Source organism: Nitrincola salilacus (genome assembly GCF_046271865.1).
GTDB lineage: Bacteria > Pseudomonadota > Gammaproteobacteria > Pseudomonadales > Balneatricaceae > Nitrincola > Nitrincola salilacus.
On sequence record NZ_CP176580.1, the window covers coordinates 2,607,929 to 2,625,126 of the forward strand.

A 17,198-nucleotide genomic window follows, 5' to 3' on the forward strand; every position below is an offset into this window, starting at 1 on the left:
TTCAACTATAGTCGGAAAACAGGTTTAGTTCTAATTAGATTAGATCTGATCATTTCATATGTAAAGTATTTTTAGAAGATATTTTTACTCATTCAGAGATTAGAATTTAAGCAGGTATCAGGAGGGCTCTTGTTTCCTTTACTGTCTACGCCTTAGACATACTGAGGGCAAGTGTGTCGATTCAGCGGCTGAGACCATTAGTGTGAGAGTAGGTTCTAAATAGCAAAGCCCTGAACAAGCTCAGTCAGTGATTTGGCCGTTTTTTGTAACGCCAGACTCTGGTCTTGCATCTCTGCCATATCCGTATCGGACTGTTCTGCAATACTGTGGACCTTCTGCATATCCATATCCACTTCATTGGTACTGTTCTGCTGTTGTTCCGTGGCTTTCAATATCCGCAGGTTCATATCATTTATTTCAGCCACTGACTCGGCCATCAATGCCAAGGCATCACGGACGCTGGCATTTTGTTCAACACATTTTTTTGCCTGCTCACTATTAATGTTCATATTTCTTACCGAGTCGGCAACGTCCTCCTGGATTGATTCGATGATAGTCTGAATGTCAACCGTGGAGGCTTGTGTTTTGGCAGCCAGTGCACGCACTTCACCAGCTACAACGGCAAATCCACGGCCGTATTCTCCGGCTCTTGCAGCTTCAATCGCTGCGTTAAGCGCCAGCAAATTGGTCTGTTCAGTGATTTCTTTAATAACAGCCACAAACTGACTTATGCGTGTACTGCTTTCAGTAAGCGCATTGATATACCCTGACGTGGTTGTCATGGATGAGGCCAGGGATTCAATGCTCTCCATTGACTGCAATACGATACGTTGACTATCTGATGCTTGCTCAGAAACTCTTTGGGCCACATTACTGGCTGTTTGCGTCTCGCCAACAATCGTGTTGGTGGAATTACGTAATTGCGCGGCCGTTTGGGTCGTACTTGCAATCGTATTTTTCTGCTGCTCTACATTTCTGCTCAGGTCTGTCGTTTTTTGTTGAAAATGTTCAGTTGCATTATGTAAGCCTTTTGCAGAGTCCAGAGTCTTACTGACCATTTGTTGGAGTGTTTCTATGAACTGATTGAATTTTTGGGCAACCAGGCCAAGTTCATCGTGACCTTTTTCCTCCATACGTTTGGTCAAGTCTCCACGCCCTGCTGCCAACTCAGTCATGAAGGTATGAAGCTGCTTGATGGGCCGGGTCAGTGAGTTACTGATAAACACGGCCAGTGTGAAGGCGAGGATACTGACGCCAATCAACATAGCCAATGCCATGCCAATCACATCATGGACAGTCTCTTTTGCTGTAAGCTGCTGCTCGTTGGCATGGCTGATTGTTATCGTCACAATGTCACCCATTGCCGCTTCCAATGCTGACTCCAAACCTTGCAAATATGATGCAGATGGCAGATTACTGAGGCCATTGCCGGTGATGATCTTCAGTTGGGCATCCCGCCACTGACCAGCCAGTTTTTTGCTGTTAGAAACACTACCGGTAATCTCGGATGTTAACTGGTTATTTTCCAGATCGCTCAAATTGTCAAGCATCAGCTCATAGCGTTTGGAAAAAATGTTTGCTACTTCTGCAGACTCATGAAGCTCAATCATGAGCTGAACCGAATTGGCATAGTCTTTTGCATTTCTAAAATGTTCCCAAGCTCCACGAGCAGTATCAACAGCGCTTAGTGTCTTCTCAAACATATCATGGGTATTGTTTCCCAATCGATAAAGTTGATACGAAAGAATGCCCCCGAGCACCAGGGTCATGGTAGCCATCAACATAAAGCTCAGCATTAATCGCTTATAAATTGTCATGATGCAACATTCCCTGGTTTTTTTAATTCGGTAAGTTCGGGAGAGACACCACCATATCCGGCCCGGTTAATGTCTCCAGAAATGCAATGAGATCGGCCTTTTCTCCCTCATCCAGAGTAAAGGGCTGCATCAATGGTGAAACCGAATCCCGATGCACCCCGCCACTCATATAGTGAACGATTACGGACTCAAGTGTAGGTAGACTGCCGTCATGCATATAAGGCGCGCGTTGAGTGATATTTCTCAACCCTGGCGTTTTGAAATGATGCATATCTTTATTGCGCCCGGTGATTTCATATCGTCCCATGTCTTCCATGTCTGGGAGGCCAATATCGTGGAATTGATTATCGGTAAAGTTCCAACCCATGTGGCAGGCTACACACTGGGCTTTGCCATTAAACAATTTAAAGCCACGTTTTGCCGATTCATCAATCGAAGACTCATCGCCTTTCACCCATTGATCAAAAGGCGCTTCTGTTGCCACCACTGTTCTTTCGAAGGTGGCAATCGCTTTACGTATTGTATTCTGGTTAAGGCCTTCATCTGGAAAAGCCTGGTCAAACCAGTGCCGGTAACCCTCGATCTTTTGCAAACGGCTGACGGCTTCATAAAGCGGCAGGTTCATTTCTACAGGGCTCTCTATGGGTCCTCCGGCCTGTTCTTCAAGAGAAGCCGCCCTGCCATCCCAGAATAATGCGTTACCTGACCAGGCCATATTCAGAATTGTCGGCGCGTGCCGCCTCAGCGGTTGAGCCTGGGCACCCACCGCTTTAGCCAGCGGTGCTTCCCAGCCGAAGGATGGATTGTGGCATGAAGCACAGTTCATGTTTTGATCTCTGCTGAGCCGGGGATCGAAAAAAAGCATTTTCCCTAATGTCGCCTTGACCGCAGAATAAGAATTATCATCTGGAAAGGGTATGCTTTCTGGACGTTCGTACATACTTCGCATATCGTCAGCCGCCGATACCAAGCCAATTGCGAACAGCAGGGTCAAAAGCATCATCAGTTTCTTCATTTATGATTCCCTTAACTTCAAATCTCGCCACCAGATTGCGAACCGTAATAGCGATGCACGCACATCTCCAGTCGCTCCTTAACGATTAAAAATCGTGTAATAGGGGACGCGACATCAATCCTGACAGAGGGAGCTTCTCAGAACTGCCCCATGACCATGCCATTCTCAACACAGAACGCATTGAGATACGGTTCCCGGCTCAGGCAAACTCACCTCCCGGTAAAGTGCCTTCACGACTCTCCGGTTTATCCCGTGAGTTTGGGTCACATGATACCGAGAGTAAGATTTGCCATGCTGGAAATAAGGTAAATATGATTGAATAACAGTGGAATTAATATCAACAATAATTGAATCTGAGCGTCTTCTTTTTCCTGTTTTGTGTCAACAAATGCCTACATCATGCCCAAAGTCCGACAGCCTCCTAGATGCTCAGTTGATGCCCGATACAAAGTAGCGCAGTGGGTTCTAATTCTGGTGGCAGCAACAGTACCGACTTGGCCTGTGAGTCTTCGAAGCCTGCCACCAGAACACAGCCCAACCCTAAATCAGTCGCTTGAAGGTGGACGTTTTGAGCTAAAGCACCAGATTCCATGTAAACATATCGTTTTCCACGCTCTCCTTTTGGGGGCTGAGATGCAAAGTGCTTAGTGGACTCTTCCAGCCTCGCTGCTACGCCAATAACGATAGCAGACTCACTCAACCAAGGCTGATCGCCAATTCCGACACCTTCCATGCTTGCCTCCGGAAACTGGCTATTTAATAATCGCAGTGAATGGTTATCGCTATCGTACTCATAAACTCCCGGCTCCAGCTCCGAAACTCGCCGCACCAAAATACGAAGATGGAGTGGATATAGCCCTCCCGCTGAGGGAGTTGCTCTTTTTCGGTCTGGCCCGGTAATTCCCTGTGCTGACCAAAGCAACTGTGATAGGTATGAAACAGAAATGGGCGATTCGCTATATTCCCGTACACTTCGACGATCCTCGATGCAGTCAGCCAATGACTTGGACGCTCGCATATCCGGCGTAGGTAAATCAAAAATCATGAATTTACTTCCCTTGCATGAACGGGCTTATTCATAGTGTGCAACAACCTTGCAAACCTTGCCTTGACTGTTGAAATAAAAAACCTCAGAAGATAACCCCCTGCGGCCCTTATAATAAATGACAAGACTATCCACCCCAACAAAGACATTGATATATTCAAAGTGTAATTCTGGCGTTGAAGACAGACCGATAGACCAATACTGCCGCCACAGGTTGCATGACTACAGACTGGCTTTCGTGAAAGCTTACGAGGTTTTAAGTTACTGATTCAGAAACATTAAAAATTTGCCTCTCGGATTATCACTGCCAACGCCGTACGCCAATAACGGCTCATAATCGAGCGAGGCTCGCCCAGAATCACAACTCGGCCTCGCTGAATCTGTGCAGTCTCAGGTTGGTAGTGTCCGACTGGTTCCAGTACCACACGATAGATTGATTGCTCAGGTACCAAATCCCCACTGGCGGAGCGTCGCACGGCGATGCGACCACCTCGCCCTAACGCCAGCTCGCCACTTTGTAGACTGCGTGTGGCGTCTTTATCGATGCGCACCACCTTTAAATCCACTCGCCTCAGTGAAGGCGTTTCCGGATAGAAGTGCGCTCGGTTCTGTTCTCTGACGCGCTCCAAATCCGCTTCAGACAGAAAGGTTTCCACCTGCCACTGACCTGGATCGGCGACCACCCCCAGTGGTTCACTAGCCGCCAGCCATATGCCGGGTTTCAGGTTTTGTTCCAAAGCAAAATATAGCCCGGCGTATGGGGATCGCAGGGTATTGCGTTTCTGCTCATCACTGATCGACACTCGTTCAGCTTCAACTTTAGCTCTGTCCGCCGCCAGTACATGGCGTCGCTCCAGCAAACGACTGTCCATCCCTACCCGTTGTTCCTGCCATAACAGCGTATTCAGTCGTGGTTCCAGCTGTGCCTGCTGAATATTCAAGTCAGGATTGTCCAGCACCATCAACACTTGTTCCGCCTCAACCTTCTCCCCACTTTGAACATACACCTGAGTCAACATGGATGCGCTCGGGGCATAAAGAGTATATAGAGTACGTGGTTGCAGTAGACCCTGAGCGCTAATGCGTGCATCCCAGGGCCAGATCAGGAGGAGCAGCACTCCAGCAAAAACCAGGCCCAGCACACCCAGACGCGGACTACGAATAATGATCGGCATGCGTCTCCCCCATTCTTTAAGTTCATTCCAGACAGGACGACCAATAAACCAGGTCAGTTCAACTGCGGTCAGAAAAGGTCCCAGTGGTTTCGGCACCAGCCAGTAGACCAGCAGTGCGATGCCGACAAAAACAACTAATCGATACAACCAGGTGAACCAGGCGAATAGGATCACCCCCCGGCGCCTGTGCTCAGGCAGGTACTCTGGTACAGGTTCATTCAAACGAAACAGCAACTCTCGCAAGCGCCAACGCCCCAAGGCAAATGCACGTTGATGCAGATTGGGCATGTCCAACCAGTCCATCAACAGAAAATATCCATCAAAACGTAAAAAGGGAGACGCGTTGATTAGTATTGTGGAGATCCAGGTAGTCGTGGCAAGCAGGAAGGCACCGGTGCGCAGATAACCATCGGGTAACAACGTCCAGACCAGCAGAGCCCAGACTGCAATCAGCAGTTCTGTGGTAACGCCAGCGGCCCCCACACAGAGACGCTGTCGGCGCTGTCTCAGCTTCCACACCTCATTGACATCAGTATAGGCCATGGGAAAGAGCACCAGAAAAGCAACCCCCATAGCCGGTACACGACAGCCAAACCGCTTAGCCGTGTAGGCATGTCCCAGCTCATGGAAAAATTTAACAAATACCAGCGTGATCAGAAAAGCAACCAGACCATTCAGTGTAAACGTATCCACCAGAGTGGCAGTGAATCGTTCCCATTGCCTTGCTGCTTCAAACAAACCCAGCCACAAAACGATAAAGGTCAACATAAAAAAACGGCGCGTGTAGAAGGGGCGCACCAGCCACTGAGTGGACTGTAACCAGGCATCAGGCTTCCACAGAGGAACTCGAAAAAACAGATAACGATGCAGTAACCAGGTCAAAGGGCTGGTTTTATGTCGAGCCTTCTGCTCCAGAAACCAACGGGTATCCTGCTCACCGTGGCGCTGGATCAGCTCGTTTTCAAGCAAAAAACGCACAATCCCTTCCACATCTGTAACATCAGGTTCCAGAGTGGTTTCAGTTTCGATGGCGGTACAAATGGCTGTCGCATCCTGAAGATGCCATTGTGACAACACTTCAAACGTAAGCCAGTCGATTCGAAAATAAAGGTTGCGTGCAGGATCATGCAAGGTCCAACTGGGTGATCCATCTGCAGCGATTGAACTCTTATACAGTGCCAGCTCTTCTCGCAACTGTGGCCAGGAGCTCATAACCCCAACCAGCCCCGTAATGAAGCCAACGGACGACGTAGCATCCAGTATGCCAGCGTTACACGCTCACCCTCCAGTTTAGCTGTACCTTTGAGACCGACACGAACAGCTGCTGCAGTCTCATCCAACAAACGCGCCTGCACACGGTAGGCGTACTGGCCATCGGGTCGCTCCTGGGCCTGAAACGCAACATACTCCAGCTCAGCCTCCACTGGGTTAAGAGGATCCGCATTCAGAAACAGACGCACGCGCGCACCCGGTTCCAGTGAAATGGCATCACCTGGTGCCAACCAGGCCTCCAGTTGCACCGCCTGCTCATCGGCCACCACAAGGATACGCTGACCGGTCACAACAGGACGGCCCACCCACTGCAAAGGATCATCCAGTAACACTACACCCGCCTGGGGCGATAATACCTCGCCTCGGCTCAGAAGATTACTCAGATAATCGATCTCGAGCTCTTTCTCGCGCATCTGCCCTTCCAGCATGGCCAACTCCACCGCTCCGGCAGAATCACTGAGTGCTTGCTGCGCACGCTGGCGGTATTCAGCACGCAAGGTGTTCAGCACACCCTGTGCCACCAGCAGTCGGTTGCTAATGGCAGAGCGTTCGAAAACCAGTAGTGGTGTGCCCTGCGCCACCCATTCATTCGGTTGCACCAGAATCTGCTCCACAACACCATCCAAAGGTGCGCGGATAATATCCGGATTGCGAGGAACCAGTTCTGCCGGAGCCAATACGGTCAAACGTACTGGCACAAACATGAGTGTAATCAACAGCAGCAGAACCCAAATACGTGGGCTGCGCAGGCGTTGCTGCAAACCGGCTTTCCCCCCACCGGAGGACGGATAAGCTTCGTCAGCAGCTCGACTTTGCAGAATCGTGACAAGCGATTTCAACCCACCCCGAAGTTCAACCAGAGCACGTGCATGTGACCAGGCCTGCCCCCACTGGGACAGCAGTGAGATCTCTGCCGGCTGCCAGGAAATATCCCGCGCCAGTACTAAAAAGCCACCCCGAAACTGACGCAAGGCAGGTATCGGTATCAGCAACACTTCAGCGGGCAACCACTCGCCCCATTGTGCCCGCACCGCTTCGCTCATACTGTCCGGTTTGAGCACCTGGGCCGTTGTCATGCCTTCAGGCGGAAGCTGTCGTATCAGACTGTTGAGCCAGTGCACATAGGGGGCATTGCCCTCTGGAATGGCCATCCCCGAGAGCGCCTTAATACCACCATCCTTCAACCAGAGCGCTGCCTGACGGTAAGGAAACAGATTAAAGCTTTCATTCACCAGAATGAAATCAAGCTCCGACAGTTCAGTCGCCGCCCGTGCCCGATGTTGCAGATGCAGGAGAGTGGCCAGCAGTTTAGCTTCAACTGCAGAGGGCCCTCCCCTTGTGGGCTTTGTACTTAGATCAGACACTGGTTTCAGCAACCACCTGCGCACTCTGCTGAGCTATTGCATCCGTATCACCAGTAGCCAAAAGTGCCATTCGGATCAAATCATCACGCTCTGCTTTCCAGGCCATTAGCCCTTCATCCTGCATCAGTGCAATGAGACCGGCACGACCCGTACTGTCGGCTGCACTCACTTGCTGAATACGCACTCTGACCAGAGTTTCAGCTTCTCTGCCGTCCTGGTCGCGAGCGATGACCTTAATTAACAGCTCTCCTTCAAAGCCCTCTGGCGGCACACCTCGGAACTCGCCTTTTTCCGGATCAAATTCCAGCCAGTCTGGCAGACCCGTCCCATCAACAAGTTCAGCATGCAACGCCACCCGAGCACTCGAATCCGTATGCACAAAAGCATCCGTTGGAATGATGAACAACAGTTGGTCACTGCCTGCAGCAAACATCTGATCAGGTATGGCTCGTGCCACTTTCAGTAGATGCTCACCGTTCACCACCTGTGTGCTGTCCACCGCTACAGCAAAACCGGATGCCGATGTGGTCGGCCCGCTGTAGGGCTCTGAGCTACTAGCCATAACGACACTGCTTTCGGGCGTTACTGTCGTGCTCAGGTTCATGTCCTGACCCGCGCGCGGAGCACTGCTGCCATCACTGACACGCACCAGGGTTTCAGCTTGACGACCGGCATCATCCCGCGCCACTACACGGACCTGAAGTTCACCTTGATAGTCCTCCGGGGCTGTACCGCTGATTTGCCCGGTTGCGGGGTCAAACCTTAACCAACTGGGCAAGGGTGTTCCATCAACCATCGTTGCCGTCAGATCAATTATGGCTTGTGGATCAGTATGGCCAAACGTATCCGCCGGTATGGTAAAGCGTACCTCTCCATTGTCACCGATATTGAGATCCGGAATATTGCGCTCATTGGTCAATTGATGCTCTTCGCCCAATGACGTTGGGACATCAGTAAAGAGCGCATTGAACGAGTCCCAGGGAGCGGTGCTGGTCATGGAGTCAAACAACTGATCCAGCCAGTTGGAACTGCTTTCAGGCGCAGACTGTATTGGTTCCTGTGGCGTGAGCTGAGGTGCAGGGGCCTGAGGTTCCGGAGTTTGCGGTGCAATAGGTTCAGGGAGTAGTGGTTGCGGCTGAACAGTCACCGTCACCGTAGCAGTCTCAGCTACTCCATCAGGCGTCCTCGCCGTGTAGGTGAAGGTATCCGTGCCGATAAAGCTGGCATCAGGCGTGTAGGTCACCGTGCCATCATTGTTATTCACTACCGTGCCATTAGCCGGCTGGCTCACAGCCGTTACCGTCACCGGCGAGCCCTCAAACTCGTCGTTGACCAACACATCAATGTCTACCGACTGGCCACTGGTCGTACTCGCGGTGTCATTAAACGCATCCTGCTCCGGGCTGACCGTGATGTTGATCACCTGGGTCGTAGCATTGCCTAGAGCATCGGTTACCGTGACCGTGAAGCTATCGGCACCGTGCCAGTCATCATCGGGCGTGTAGGTCCAGTTGCCATTGGCATCAATGCTGGCGGTACCGTTGCCTGGCAGGCTCGTCACTGTAAACGGAGTGGCCGCCAACCCATCGTCATCGGTGGCCGTCAGTGTGCCGGTGATGTCTGTGTCTTCGCCCCCCGTACCACTGAAGTCGCCATCGATGACCGTCGGGTTCTCGCCCACCGTCACCGTCACCGTAGCAGTCTCAGCTACTCCATCAGGCGTCCTCGCCGTGTAGGTGAAGGTATCCGTGCCGATAAAGCTGGCATCAGGCGTGTAGGTCACCGTGCCATCATTGTTATTCACTACCGTGCCATTAGCCGGCTGGCTCACAGCCGTTACCGTCACCGGCGAGCCCTCAAACTCGTCGTTGACCAACACATCAATGTCTACCGACTGGCCACTGGTCGTACTCGCGGTGTCATTAAACGCATCCTGCTCCGGGCTGACCGTGATGTTGATCACCTGGGTCGTAGCATTACCTAGAGCATCGGTTACCGTGACCGTGAAGCTATCGGCACCGTGCCAGTCATCATCGGGCGTATAGGTCCAGTTGCCATTGGCATCAATGCTGGCGGTACCGTTGTTTGGCAGGCTCGTCACTGTAAACGGAGTGGCCGCCAACCCATCGTCATCGGTGGCCGTCAGTGTGCCGGTGATGTCTGTGTCTTCGCCCCCCGTACCACTGAAGTCGCCATCGATGACCGTCGGGTTCTCGCCCACCGTCACCGTCACCGTAGCAGTCTCAGCTACCCCATCAGGCGTCCTCGCCGTGTAGGTGAAGGTATCCGTGCCGACAAAGCTGGCATCGGGCGTGTAGGTCACTGTGCCATCATTGTTATTCACTACCGTGCCATTAGCCGGCTGGCTCACAGCCGTCACCGTCACCGGCGTTCCTTCAAACTCGTCGTTGACCAACACATCAATGTCTACCGACTGGCCACTGGTCGTACTCGCGGTGTCATTAAACGCATCCTGCTCCGGGCTGACCGTGATGTTGATCACCTGGGTCGTAGCATTACCTAGAGCATCGGTTACCGTGACCGTGAAGCTATCGGCACCGTGCCAGTCATCATCGGGCGTGTAGGTCCAGTTGCCATTGGCATCAATGCTGGCGGTACCGTTGCCTGGCAGGCTCGTCACTGTAAACGGAGTGGCCGCCAACCCATCGTCATCGGTGGCCGTCAGTGTGCCGGTGATGTCTGTGTCTTCGCCCCCCGTACCACTGAAGTCGCCATCGATGACCGTCGGGTTCTCGCCCACCGTCACCGTCACCGTAGCAGTCTCAGCTACTCCATCAGGCGTCCTCGCCGTGTAGGTGAAGGTATCCGTGCCGATAAAGCTGGCATCAGGCGTGTAGGTCACCGTGCCATCATTGTTATTCACTACCGTGCCATTAGCCGGCTGGCTCACAGCCGTTACCGTCACCGGCGAGCCCTCAAACTCGTCGTTGGCCAACACATCAATGTTTACCGACTGGCCACTGGTCGTACTCGCAGTGTCATCAAAGGCGTCCTGCACTGCGGAAACAATAATCGGCACCTTAACAGTGTCCGTCATATCCGTACTGTCCGTTGCGATGACAGTAAGGGTATCGGGTCCATTATAGTCAACGTTCGACTGGTACTTTAGTGTCGCCAAAGTGGCATTTATTTCTGTCTGGGTGCCGCTGATGGTCAGGCTATCACTATCATTAGCCCCTTCACTAATGGACGCACCACCCGACAATATGACATTTAGTGTGCCATGATTCACATCCAGGGAAACACTAGTAACATCACCATCCGAGTCAGATACGCTGAGCGCATTCCCATCAGTAAACTCAAACGTTGCATCCTCTTGCGCAGTAACCGAATTTATCCTTGGAAAACTGATCTCATTGATAAGATAGTCATCATTTACACCAGGCGCACTAAACACAATCCGGTCGAAGGGGCTACCGTTATCCGCTTGAATAGTAAAAGGACCATCTATCTGGTCTGTACCCACTACATTCAGCGTATCGTTCAGAATCGTATGCGCCTGAACCACCTCACCATTGAGGTAGAGCGTATAGCTGGCACTTTCACTCGCGCTCATCCATGCAATTTTGACATCCACCGAGGGCACTCGATTATCGAAATCGATGATGAGTTCCTCGGACAGCCCGGTTACATGGTCATAACCAATTTCACCATCCGCGCCATTAGACACTGGCCCCTTCACACCAAAACCAAATGGGAAACTATTGACTATGCTGATGTACTCGGCTGAAACCTCACTCAGCTGTCCATCGGAAATTTGCCGAGCCGTAACCGTAAAACCCTGGTCGGTACTGGTCACAATCGAATAGTCATTAACAATAGCTGTAGTTGGAAAGCTGATGACCGGGCTGGAACCACCCGCTGCCTCAACAGCATAACTCTGACCATCTAGCAAAATTGAGTAATGATCATTTTCGCCAGCAATGCGCATGTCAGCTTGGGCATCTTTAGGAAGTTCCAACACTTGTATAGCGAAGGCTTTACCCTCGTCTCCTGCTGTGTCGACGTCCAAATTGAGGAAATGATCGAAGCTGTGACCGTACTCTTCTACCAACACTTCCAGACGCTGCTCTGAATCAGACTGGTTCCACCAATCAATATTAATGATGATGGTCGGTTCGCCGCCTGGGCCTTCGGCGGCGAAGGCCGCCAAGAGACCAGACATCTGCGCGTTATCAAGGAAACGGAAATTGACCGCATATTCATTGTCATTCAATAGATCAAACAATTGATATCCGCGATCTAACCATTCGGCACTGGGTTCGCTCTGGTTACCGTGCAGAACAGCAAAAAACTTCTCCTCTATACCATCACCGTCCAAGAAAGCCAGGATCGATTCTCTTGCTTGCTTATCTACCTCAGAAAAGTCGGTGGCAATCTCTGTAGTTTCGATCACTTCGGCATCACCAACCGCTGGTGGGGCTATATAATGTTCTACATCGTCCACCGTCATAACAGCAATGGCATCCACCGCACCAGCACCATCAAACATGACACGTGGCTCCAGGCGCATCATGCCATGACGGTTGCGATTAAAGGATTTTCTGATTTTCTTGTTAATATCTTTTGTCATGGCAAGATTTCCTACAATCTAATATTTATTGCGGTGGATTCAAAAGAATACGGCCACTCATACCAGCTATCAGTTCGCTGTAATGACCATCAATAACGGCAATAGCTCTAATAGTCTGACTAATGGGATCTACACGAGCGGCAGTACGCAACAAACGCACAGGGTAAGTGCGTTCGGTTTCGTCTATATGCACTTCAAACTGATACTCGGGCTGCAACCAACTCAGCCAGCGCGAAGGCACACGAAACTCAAGCTCCAGAGTGCTGTCGTCAATCAACTCCAGCAAAGGTTGGCCAGCTTGAATGAACTGCAATGCCCGAACCTGAACTTCACCCACACGACCTGAAAAAGGGGCGTGAATGATGCAGTGCTTGCGAATCTCCTGCAGATAGGCAAGATCGGCTCTGGCTTTGGCAATTTCAATTTCACTGCTGCGTAACTCCACTTGACCGATGGCATTCAGCTGAGCAAGATGTTGATTACCCTGGTGCTGATTCTGTGCGGCGCTCAGTTGAGCATTGGCTTTGTTGAGCTGCGCCGTCTGCTGGCCACAATCAAACTCAACCAACACCTGACCTTCATCAAAGCGCTCACCTTCATGCACCGATAGAGTATTAATACGTGCCGAGAGGCCAGCAGCCAGAGTTGTGAAACGCTGCGGCGAAAGCTGCGCGCGCATCACCTCCTGCCCAGCTGTAAAACGCTGTAACCCAACTGGCTCAGCGTCTTGAGCAGAGGCATCCCCCGTAGAGACAAGTGCGCAGCTCAAGCCAAGCATTAGTGCAGACAGCACACCTTTCATGGTGTGCTCTCAACAGGAGTTGTACCTGCCCACTCCCCTATGGAGACAGCAACCTGCTGGGTCAGTTGATCCAGGTTCAACTCATCCAGACTGCCTATTTCGGGCTCCAGCCCCATCACAGCTTGCAGCTTGCTGGATGACTCATGCACGCGCGCAAGTGCATGGTAGCGCCTGACAGAACTGAGGATATAGGTTACATTAGCCGATATACTATCGAGCTGACTACCAACCTGACTGGAAGCCATGCGCGAGGCATGCTGAGCCAATTGGTTATCAACCTGGAAAATTTCTTCAGCCCGTTCATATTGACGCATTGCATCGTTTAACTGATGACGTGATAGATGAACCTGCGTCAGCAGCGACATCTGTAAAGCCATGCGACGGGTTTCAGCTACCTGCTCGTTGGCATCTGCAGCACGCATTTTTGATGGTGCTGCCAGCAGGTTTAACAGATTGTAACTGACCCGGACACCCGCTTCGTTCCAGTTATTCTGAACAAGGTAACTATCATCATCGTGCTTCCATGTGTAGCTCAGGGTGATCCCTGGCAACAGTCGCAGCAACTCCTTACGCGTTTCATCAGCAGCGATGCGGGCATTGTAAAACTGCTCACGAAGATCGGCATTACTCATCAAGGCAAGCTCTTCCATACGCTCCACTGGCATATCGGGCATGGGCAATTCCACAGTATCAGGCAGTGCAAGACGAAGGGCTGCACCCGGTGCCAGCCCCATCAGGCCTGTCAATTCAATACGTGCAGCTGAAAGCTCTCGATCAACCCCCTCCAGCAATCGCAAGTTCTCCAGTAAGGTACGCTGATAGCGCCAGGCCTCCAACGGTGAGCGTAACTGCTCGGAGGAGATACGACGCGAATCAGCCAACGCAGCTTCTGCATCCGCAATGGTCTGACGCACACTATCGCTGAGCTGCTGAGCTGCAGCCGCACGCCAGTATGCTGTGCGCACATTCTGAATCAGCAGGTGCATCGCCTTGCGGCGGCGTTCATTGGCGATGAGCACACGGTCTGCACTCTGCTTCGCGCTGTAATAGCTGGCACCAAAATCGAGTAAATTCCAGGTCAAACCCAGATCAAATGTGGAATGACTGAGATCACTTGAGATAGACCGACTGCTTTCTGACACCTGGCCATCCTGATTTACCGAATCTCGCAGGGGATACCTGTTGCGGGATGAGTAACCTGCATCGGCCATCAATCGCGGCAGCATATCGTAACGCCCTGCTTCAAACTGACCCAGAGCCAGTGCTTGCTCCATCATGCGGGTGCGGTGTTCCAGATTATGCTTCAACGCACGCGCTATAGCTTCGTCCAAACTAACTGGAGCTGTGATGGGGTCTATCTGCTCTATAATGAGTTGGCGATCCTGCTGCGCAACCTGTAATAGCGCATCTGACGAAAGGGGCTCCATGTGCACAGCGCAGCCAGATAATAAAAGCGCTGATACTAACATCGAGATTGGTTTTATTTTTATAAGGTGCGCACACTCATGTGCACGCATTCGATTACTGCTCTGAGCCATCTTAAAACATCCTATATACTGGTATTGAATTTTCAATAGATACAAAGATTGCTATTGAGAGAGTGCACTATCAATATACAACCTTAATTCGGTTTCAAACTAAAACCAATAGCTTATTAACTCAATCAAAAAGACTCAAACTGAGATTTTAAAACTATTCCAGCTGCCATTCAGACAACAAATCTAACTTCGAAATCCGTCACAATGTTCTTTTTATAAAAACACTTGAGCACCTCGAATATTCAGCAGCGCTTCTTTCATTTGTAATTATCGGATAATAGGAAGCCAGGAATATAATATCTTCAAAAGCACCAGAGATACTCCTGAATAGTGAAGAGAAATTTATCTTGTGATCATTAATTATCACATGGGCAAACAATCTTTTTGAACCCCTTAGGGGCTGCCCTTCACTCCATTCTGGCTTAGTCATAATCATCCGCCTACTCCCTAGTAATGCCAGAAAATATCCTCAAAACAGCGATTAGTCAACCCTAATTAAGACAATAAATTCGCACACTCATAATTAAGTGATATACAGTAAATAAAATGTATCATGTTGTAAGATTACCCCTACACCATTGTCGTTTTTTATTTACTTTTTTGATCCACCAATTATCTGAGTCCGCGACTTACCCACGGAGTTTTTCAAGGTAGTTGTCCGATTTTCTCGTTTTACGCTGCTGCCTGAACCGGTACGATTTCCCGATCTGGGTTCAGACTTACTGAGCCTATAGGCGTCCAGTTTCTTGTTGCTCTGCCAGACCATCGCTCTGGATACTCTGATTTCGCTTGTTCATACACCGACTTCCGTTTTGCCAGAAGTGCCTCGTCTTGCTGCTTGTGGCGCTGCACCGGTGTCACGAACCGTATACCGCTATGGCGGTGCTCATGGTTATAGAACGTCGTAAAACCCATCATCCATACTCTGGCGCTTTCTAAGGTAGCAAAGCCGCCTGATGGCCACTGTGGGCAGTACTTCACCGTTTTGAACAACGATTCCACATACGGGTTATCATTGCTCACTCTGGGCCTGCTGTACGAGGACGTTACACCCAGCTCCTGCAATTTTACCCTGAGCGTGCTGCCTTTCATCGGGCTACCGTTATCCGAGTGCAACACCAGTGGCTTAAACAAGCATTGCTCACGCAGTAACGCGCGCTGTACCAGCTCACTGGCCAACTGGCTGCATTCTTTTTCGTGCACTTCCCACGCGACCAGTTTTCGGCTGTAAATATCGATGATCGCGTATAAATACCAGTACAGCCCTCGAATACCAGACGGCATATAGCTGATGTCCCAACACCACACCTGGTTTGGTGCTGAAGCACTGTAACTGGTAGGCTTAGCTCGGCTCACCGGTGCTTTGCTTTTGCCTCGGTGGTGTTGCTGATTTGCCGCTTTAAGCACCCTGTACATCGTCGATTCCGAGGCCAAGTAGACACCATCATCTGCCAGCCGTGGCACAATTTGTGATGGCGGCAAGCTGGCGTATTCGTCGCGATTACACGTTGCTAATATCTGCTCGCGCTCGGCTTCATTAAGCTTGTTCTTCGGCTCTGGTCTTATTGCCGTGGGCCGCTTATCTTCGAGCACAGCGCCTTGCTCATCGCGCCAACGGCGAAGTGAGCGCAATGGTATCTCAAGCTCCTGAGCGGCCTTATCGCGCCTGGCTCCCGCTAACACGGCTTCATCAAACCAGCTTAGGTTTAAGTTGCGCTCGCTCACCGTCGTTAACTGTCCTCGTCCTCCTCGCCGTAGTACGCTCTGAGCTTTTTTCGCAGGACCAGCAACGCTGCCGCCTCCGCCAGAGCTTTCTCTTTACGGTTTAGCTCGCGCTCTAACTGCTTAATCCGCTTTTTATCTTCTCTGGCCTGCTTTTTCTCAGCAGCCTTGTGCTGAACCTCGCTCACATTGCCCATCACACAGGCGCTGCGCCACTCTTTAACCTGCTCAACCAACAAGCCTTTTTCTCGGCAATACTGGCTTAACTCGGTTTCTGATAACGGGGCAGTTTCAATCACCACCGCCAACTTTGCTTCTCCTGACCAATCATCAGGCTTTTGTCCACTGACCGGCACGGCATATCCTTGAGCTTTTAACTGATTGCGCCAATTGTACAGCGTCTGCTCAGAAATGCCTTCCTCTGTAGCCAACTGCGCCACGGAGCGATTTAACGGCGGTAATAACTTCTTTAATATTGCTTCTTTTCTTACTGGTGAATAAACAGCCATTTGAACCTGCTAACCACCCGCCGTCTGACACTAACTATTGTGAAAAGAAGACCGGACAACTACTCTGACACGGCGGGCCCACCATCCGGCACTACCGGAAATTCCCTGTTTAAACTTTCCGACCTCGCCTGTTAAAATGGCAAATATTATCTATTGTCAGAACTCACGCCGCACTCCATTTGAGTTATTGTTGATTATTTGGCGACGCACAGCCCTCATTGCCTACGTAGACGGCAATGAGCACATAGCCGTCGATATTGTCCTTCCAGATGCGGGCCAGACCGCCCGAGTTCAACAGTTCAGCGTATAAGTAACTGATTTATATAGATCGCGATCAAAAACGTT

Annotated in this window: 10 protein-coding genes; all 10 read right to left on the reverse strand. The window is 50.8% G+C overall.

Annotated elements, in window-relative coordinates:
• Positions 1 to 215: 215 nt before the first annotated feature.
• Entirely contained in the window at positions 216 to 1,817 is a 1,602-nt protein-coding gene (locus ACK3CJ_RS12355; protein ID WP_409522513.1) for a methyl-accepting chemotaxis protein, read from the reverse strand.
• Between the two features lie 22 nt (positions 1,818 to 1,839).
• Complete coding sequence (locus ACK3CJ_RS12360) at positions 1,840 to 2,832, reverse strand: cytochrome-c peroxidase (protein WP_409522514.1); 993 nt, start codon at positions 2,830 to 2,832, stop codon at positions 1,840 to 1,842.
• A gap of 421 nt (positions 2,833 to 3,253) precedes the next feature.
• Complete coding sequence (locus tag ACK3CJ_RS12365) at positions 3,254 to 3,877, reverse strand: SagB/ThcOx family dehydrogenase (protein WP_409522515.1); 624 nt, start codon at positions 3,875 to 3,877, stop codon at positions 3,254 to 3,256.
• Positions 3,878 to 4,155: 278 nt separating this feature from the next.
• A complete protein-coding gene (locus tag ACK3CJ_RS12370; RefSeq protein ID WP_409522516.1) occupies positions 4,156 to 6,264 on the reverse strand; it encodes an HlyD family efflux transporter periplasmic adaptor subunit in 2,109 nt (702 codons plus the stop codon).
• Entirely contained in the window at positions 6,261 to 7,688 is a 1,428-nt protein-coding gene (locus ACK3CJ_RS12375; RefSeq protein WP_409522517.1) for an HlyD family efflux transporter periplasmic adaptor subunit, read from the reverse strand. Before ACK3CJ_RS12375 ends, ACK3CJ_RS12370 begins: the two co-directional genes overlap by 4 nt.
• Positions 7,681 to 12,282, reverse strand: coding sequence for an Ig-like domain-containing protein (locus ACK3CJ_RS12380; RefSeq protein ID WP_409522518.1), 4,602 nt, complete (start codon positions 12,280 to 12,282; stop codon positions 7,681 to 7,683). Before ACK3CJ_RS12380 ends, ACK3CJ_RS12375 begins: the two co-directional genes overlap by 8 nt.
• Positions 12,283 to 12,307: 25 nt before the next feature.
• Positions 12,308 to 13,084, reverse strand: coding sequence for an efflux RND transporter periplasmic adaptor subunit (locus tag ACK3CJ_RS12385; RefSeq protein ID WP_409522519.1), 777 nt, complete (start codon positions 13,082 to 13,084; stop codon positions 12,308 to 12,310).
• Positions 13,081 to 14,511 carry a TolC family protein gene (locus tag ACK3CJ_RS12390; RefSeq protein WP_409522520.1) on the reverse strand — a complete coding sequence of 477 codons (1,431 nt, stop codon included), beginning with the start codon at positions 14,509 to 14,511 and terminating at the stop codon, positions 13,081 to 13,083. The genes ACK3CJ_RS12385 and ACK3CJ_RS12390 overlap by 4 nt, the downstream gene beginning before the upstream one ends.
• 310 nt (positions 14,512 to 14,821) lie before the next feature.
• Positions 14,822 to 15,052, reverse strand: coding sequence for a hypothetical protein (locus ACK3CJ_RS12395; RefSeq protein ID WP_409522521.1), 231 nt, complete (start codon positions 15,050 to 15,052; stop codon positions 14,822 to 14,824).
• Positions 15,053 to 15,294: 242 nt separating this feature from the next.
• Positions 15,295 to 16,853 (reverse strand): IS3 family transposase gene (locus ACK3CJ_RS12400; protein WP_409522522.1). Its coding sequence is split into 2 segments (ribosomal slippage): positions 15,295 to 16,367 and positions 16,367 to 16,853, totalling 1,560 coding nucleotides; the frame shifts between segments, so codons are not numbered across the junction.
• Between the last annotated feature and the right edge of the window lie 345 nt (positions 16,854 to 17,198).

Excerpts from the sequence above, each read along its gene's own strand:
- ACK3CJ_RS12355 (WP_409522513.1), bottom strand. The coding sequence starts at position 1,817 with ATGACAATTTATAAGCGATTAATGCTGAGCTTTATGTTGATGGCTACC.
- ACK3CJ_RS12360 (WP_409522514.1), bottom strand. The coding sequence starts at position 2,832 with ATGAAGAAACTGATGATGCTTTTGACCCTGCTGTTCGCAATTGGCTTG.
- ACK3CJ_RS12365 (WP_409522515.1), bottom strand. The coding sequence starts at position 3,877 with ATGATTTTTGATTTACCTACGCCGGATATGCGAGCGTCCAAGTCATTG.
- ACK3CJ_RS12370 (WP_409522516.1), bottom strand. The coding sequence starts at position 6,264 with ATGAGCTCCTGGCCACAGTTGCGAGAAGAGCTGGCACTGTATAAGAGT.
- ACK3CJ_RS12380 (WP_409522518.1), bottom strand. The coding sequence starts at position 12,282 with ATGACAAAAGATATTAACAAGAAAATCAGAAAATCCTTTAATCGCAAC.
- ACK3CJ_RS12385 (WP_409522519.1), bottom strand. The coding sequence starts at position 13,084 with ATGAAAGGTGTGCTGTCTGCACTAATGCTTGGCTTGAGCTGCGCACTT.
- ACK3CJ_RS12390 (WP_409522520.1), bottom strand. The coding sequence starts at position 14,511 with ATGGAGCCCCTTTCGTCAGATGCGCTATTACAGGTTGCGCAGCAGGAT.
- ACK3CJ_RS12395 (WP_409522521.1), bottom strand. The coding sequence starts at position 15,052 with ATGACTAAGCCAGAATGGAGTGAAGGGCAGCCCCTAAGGGGTTCAAAA.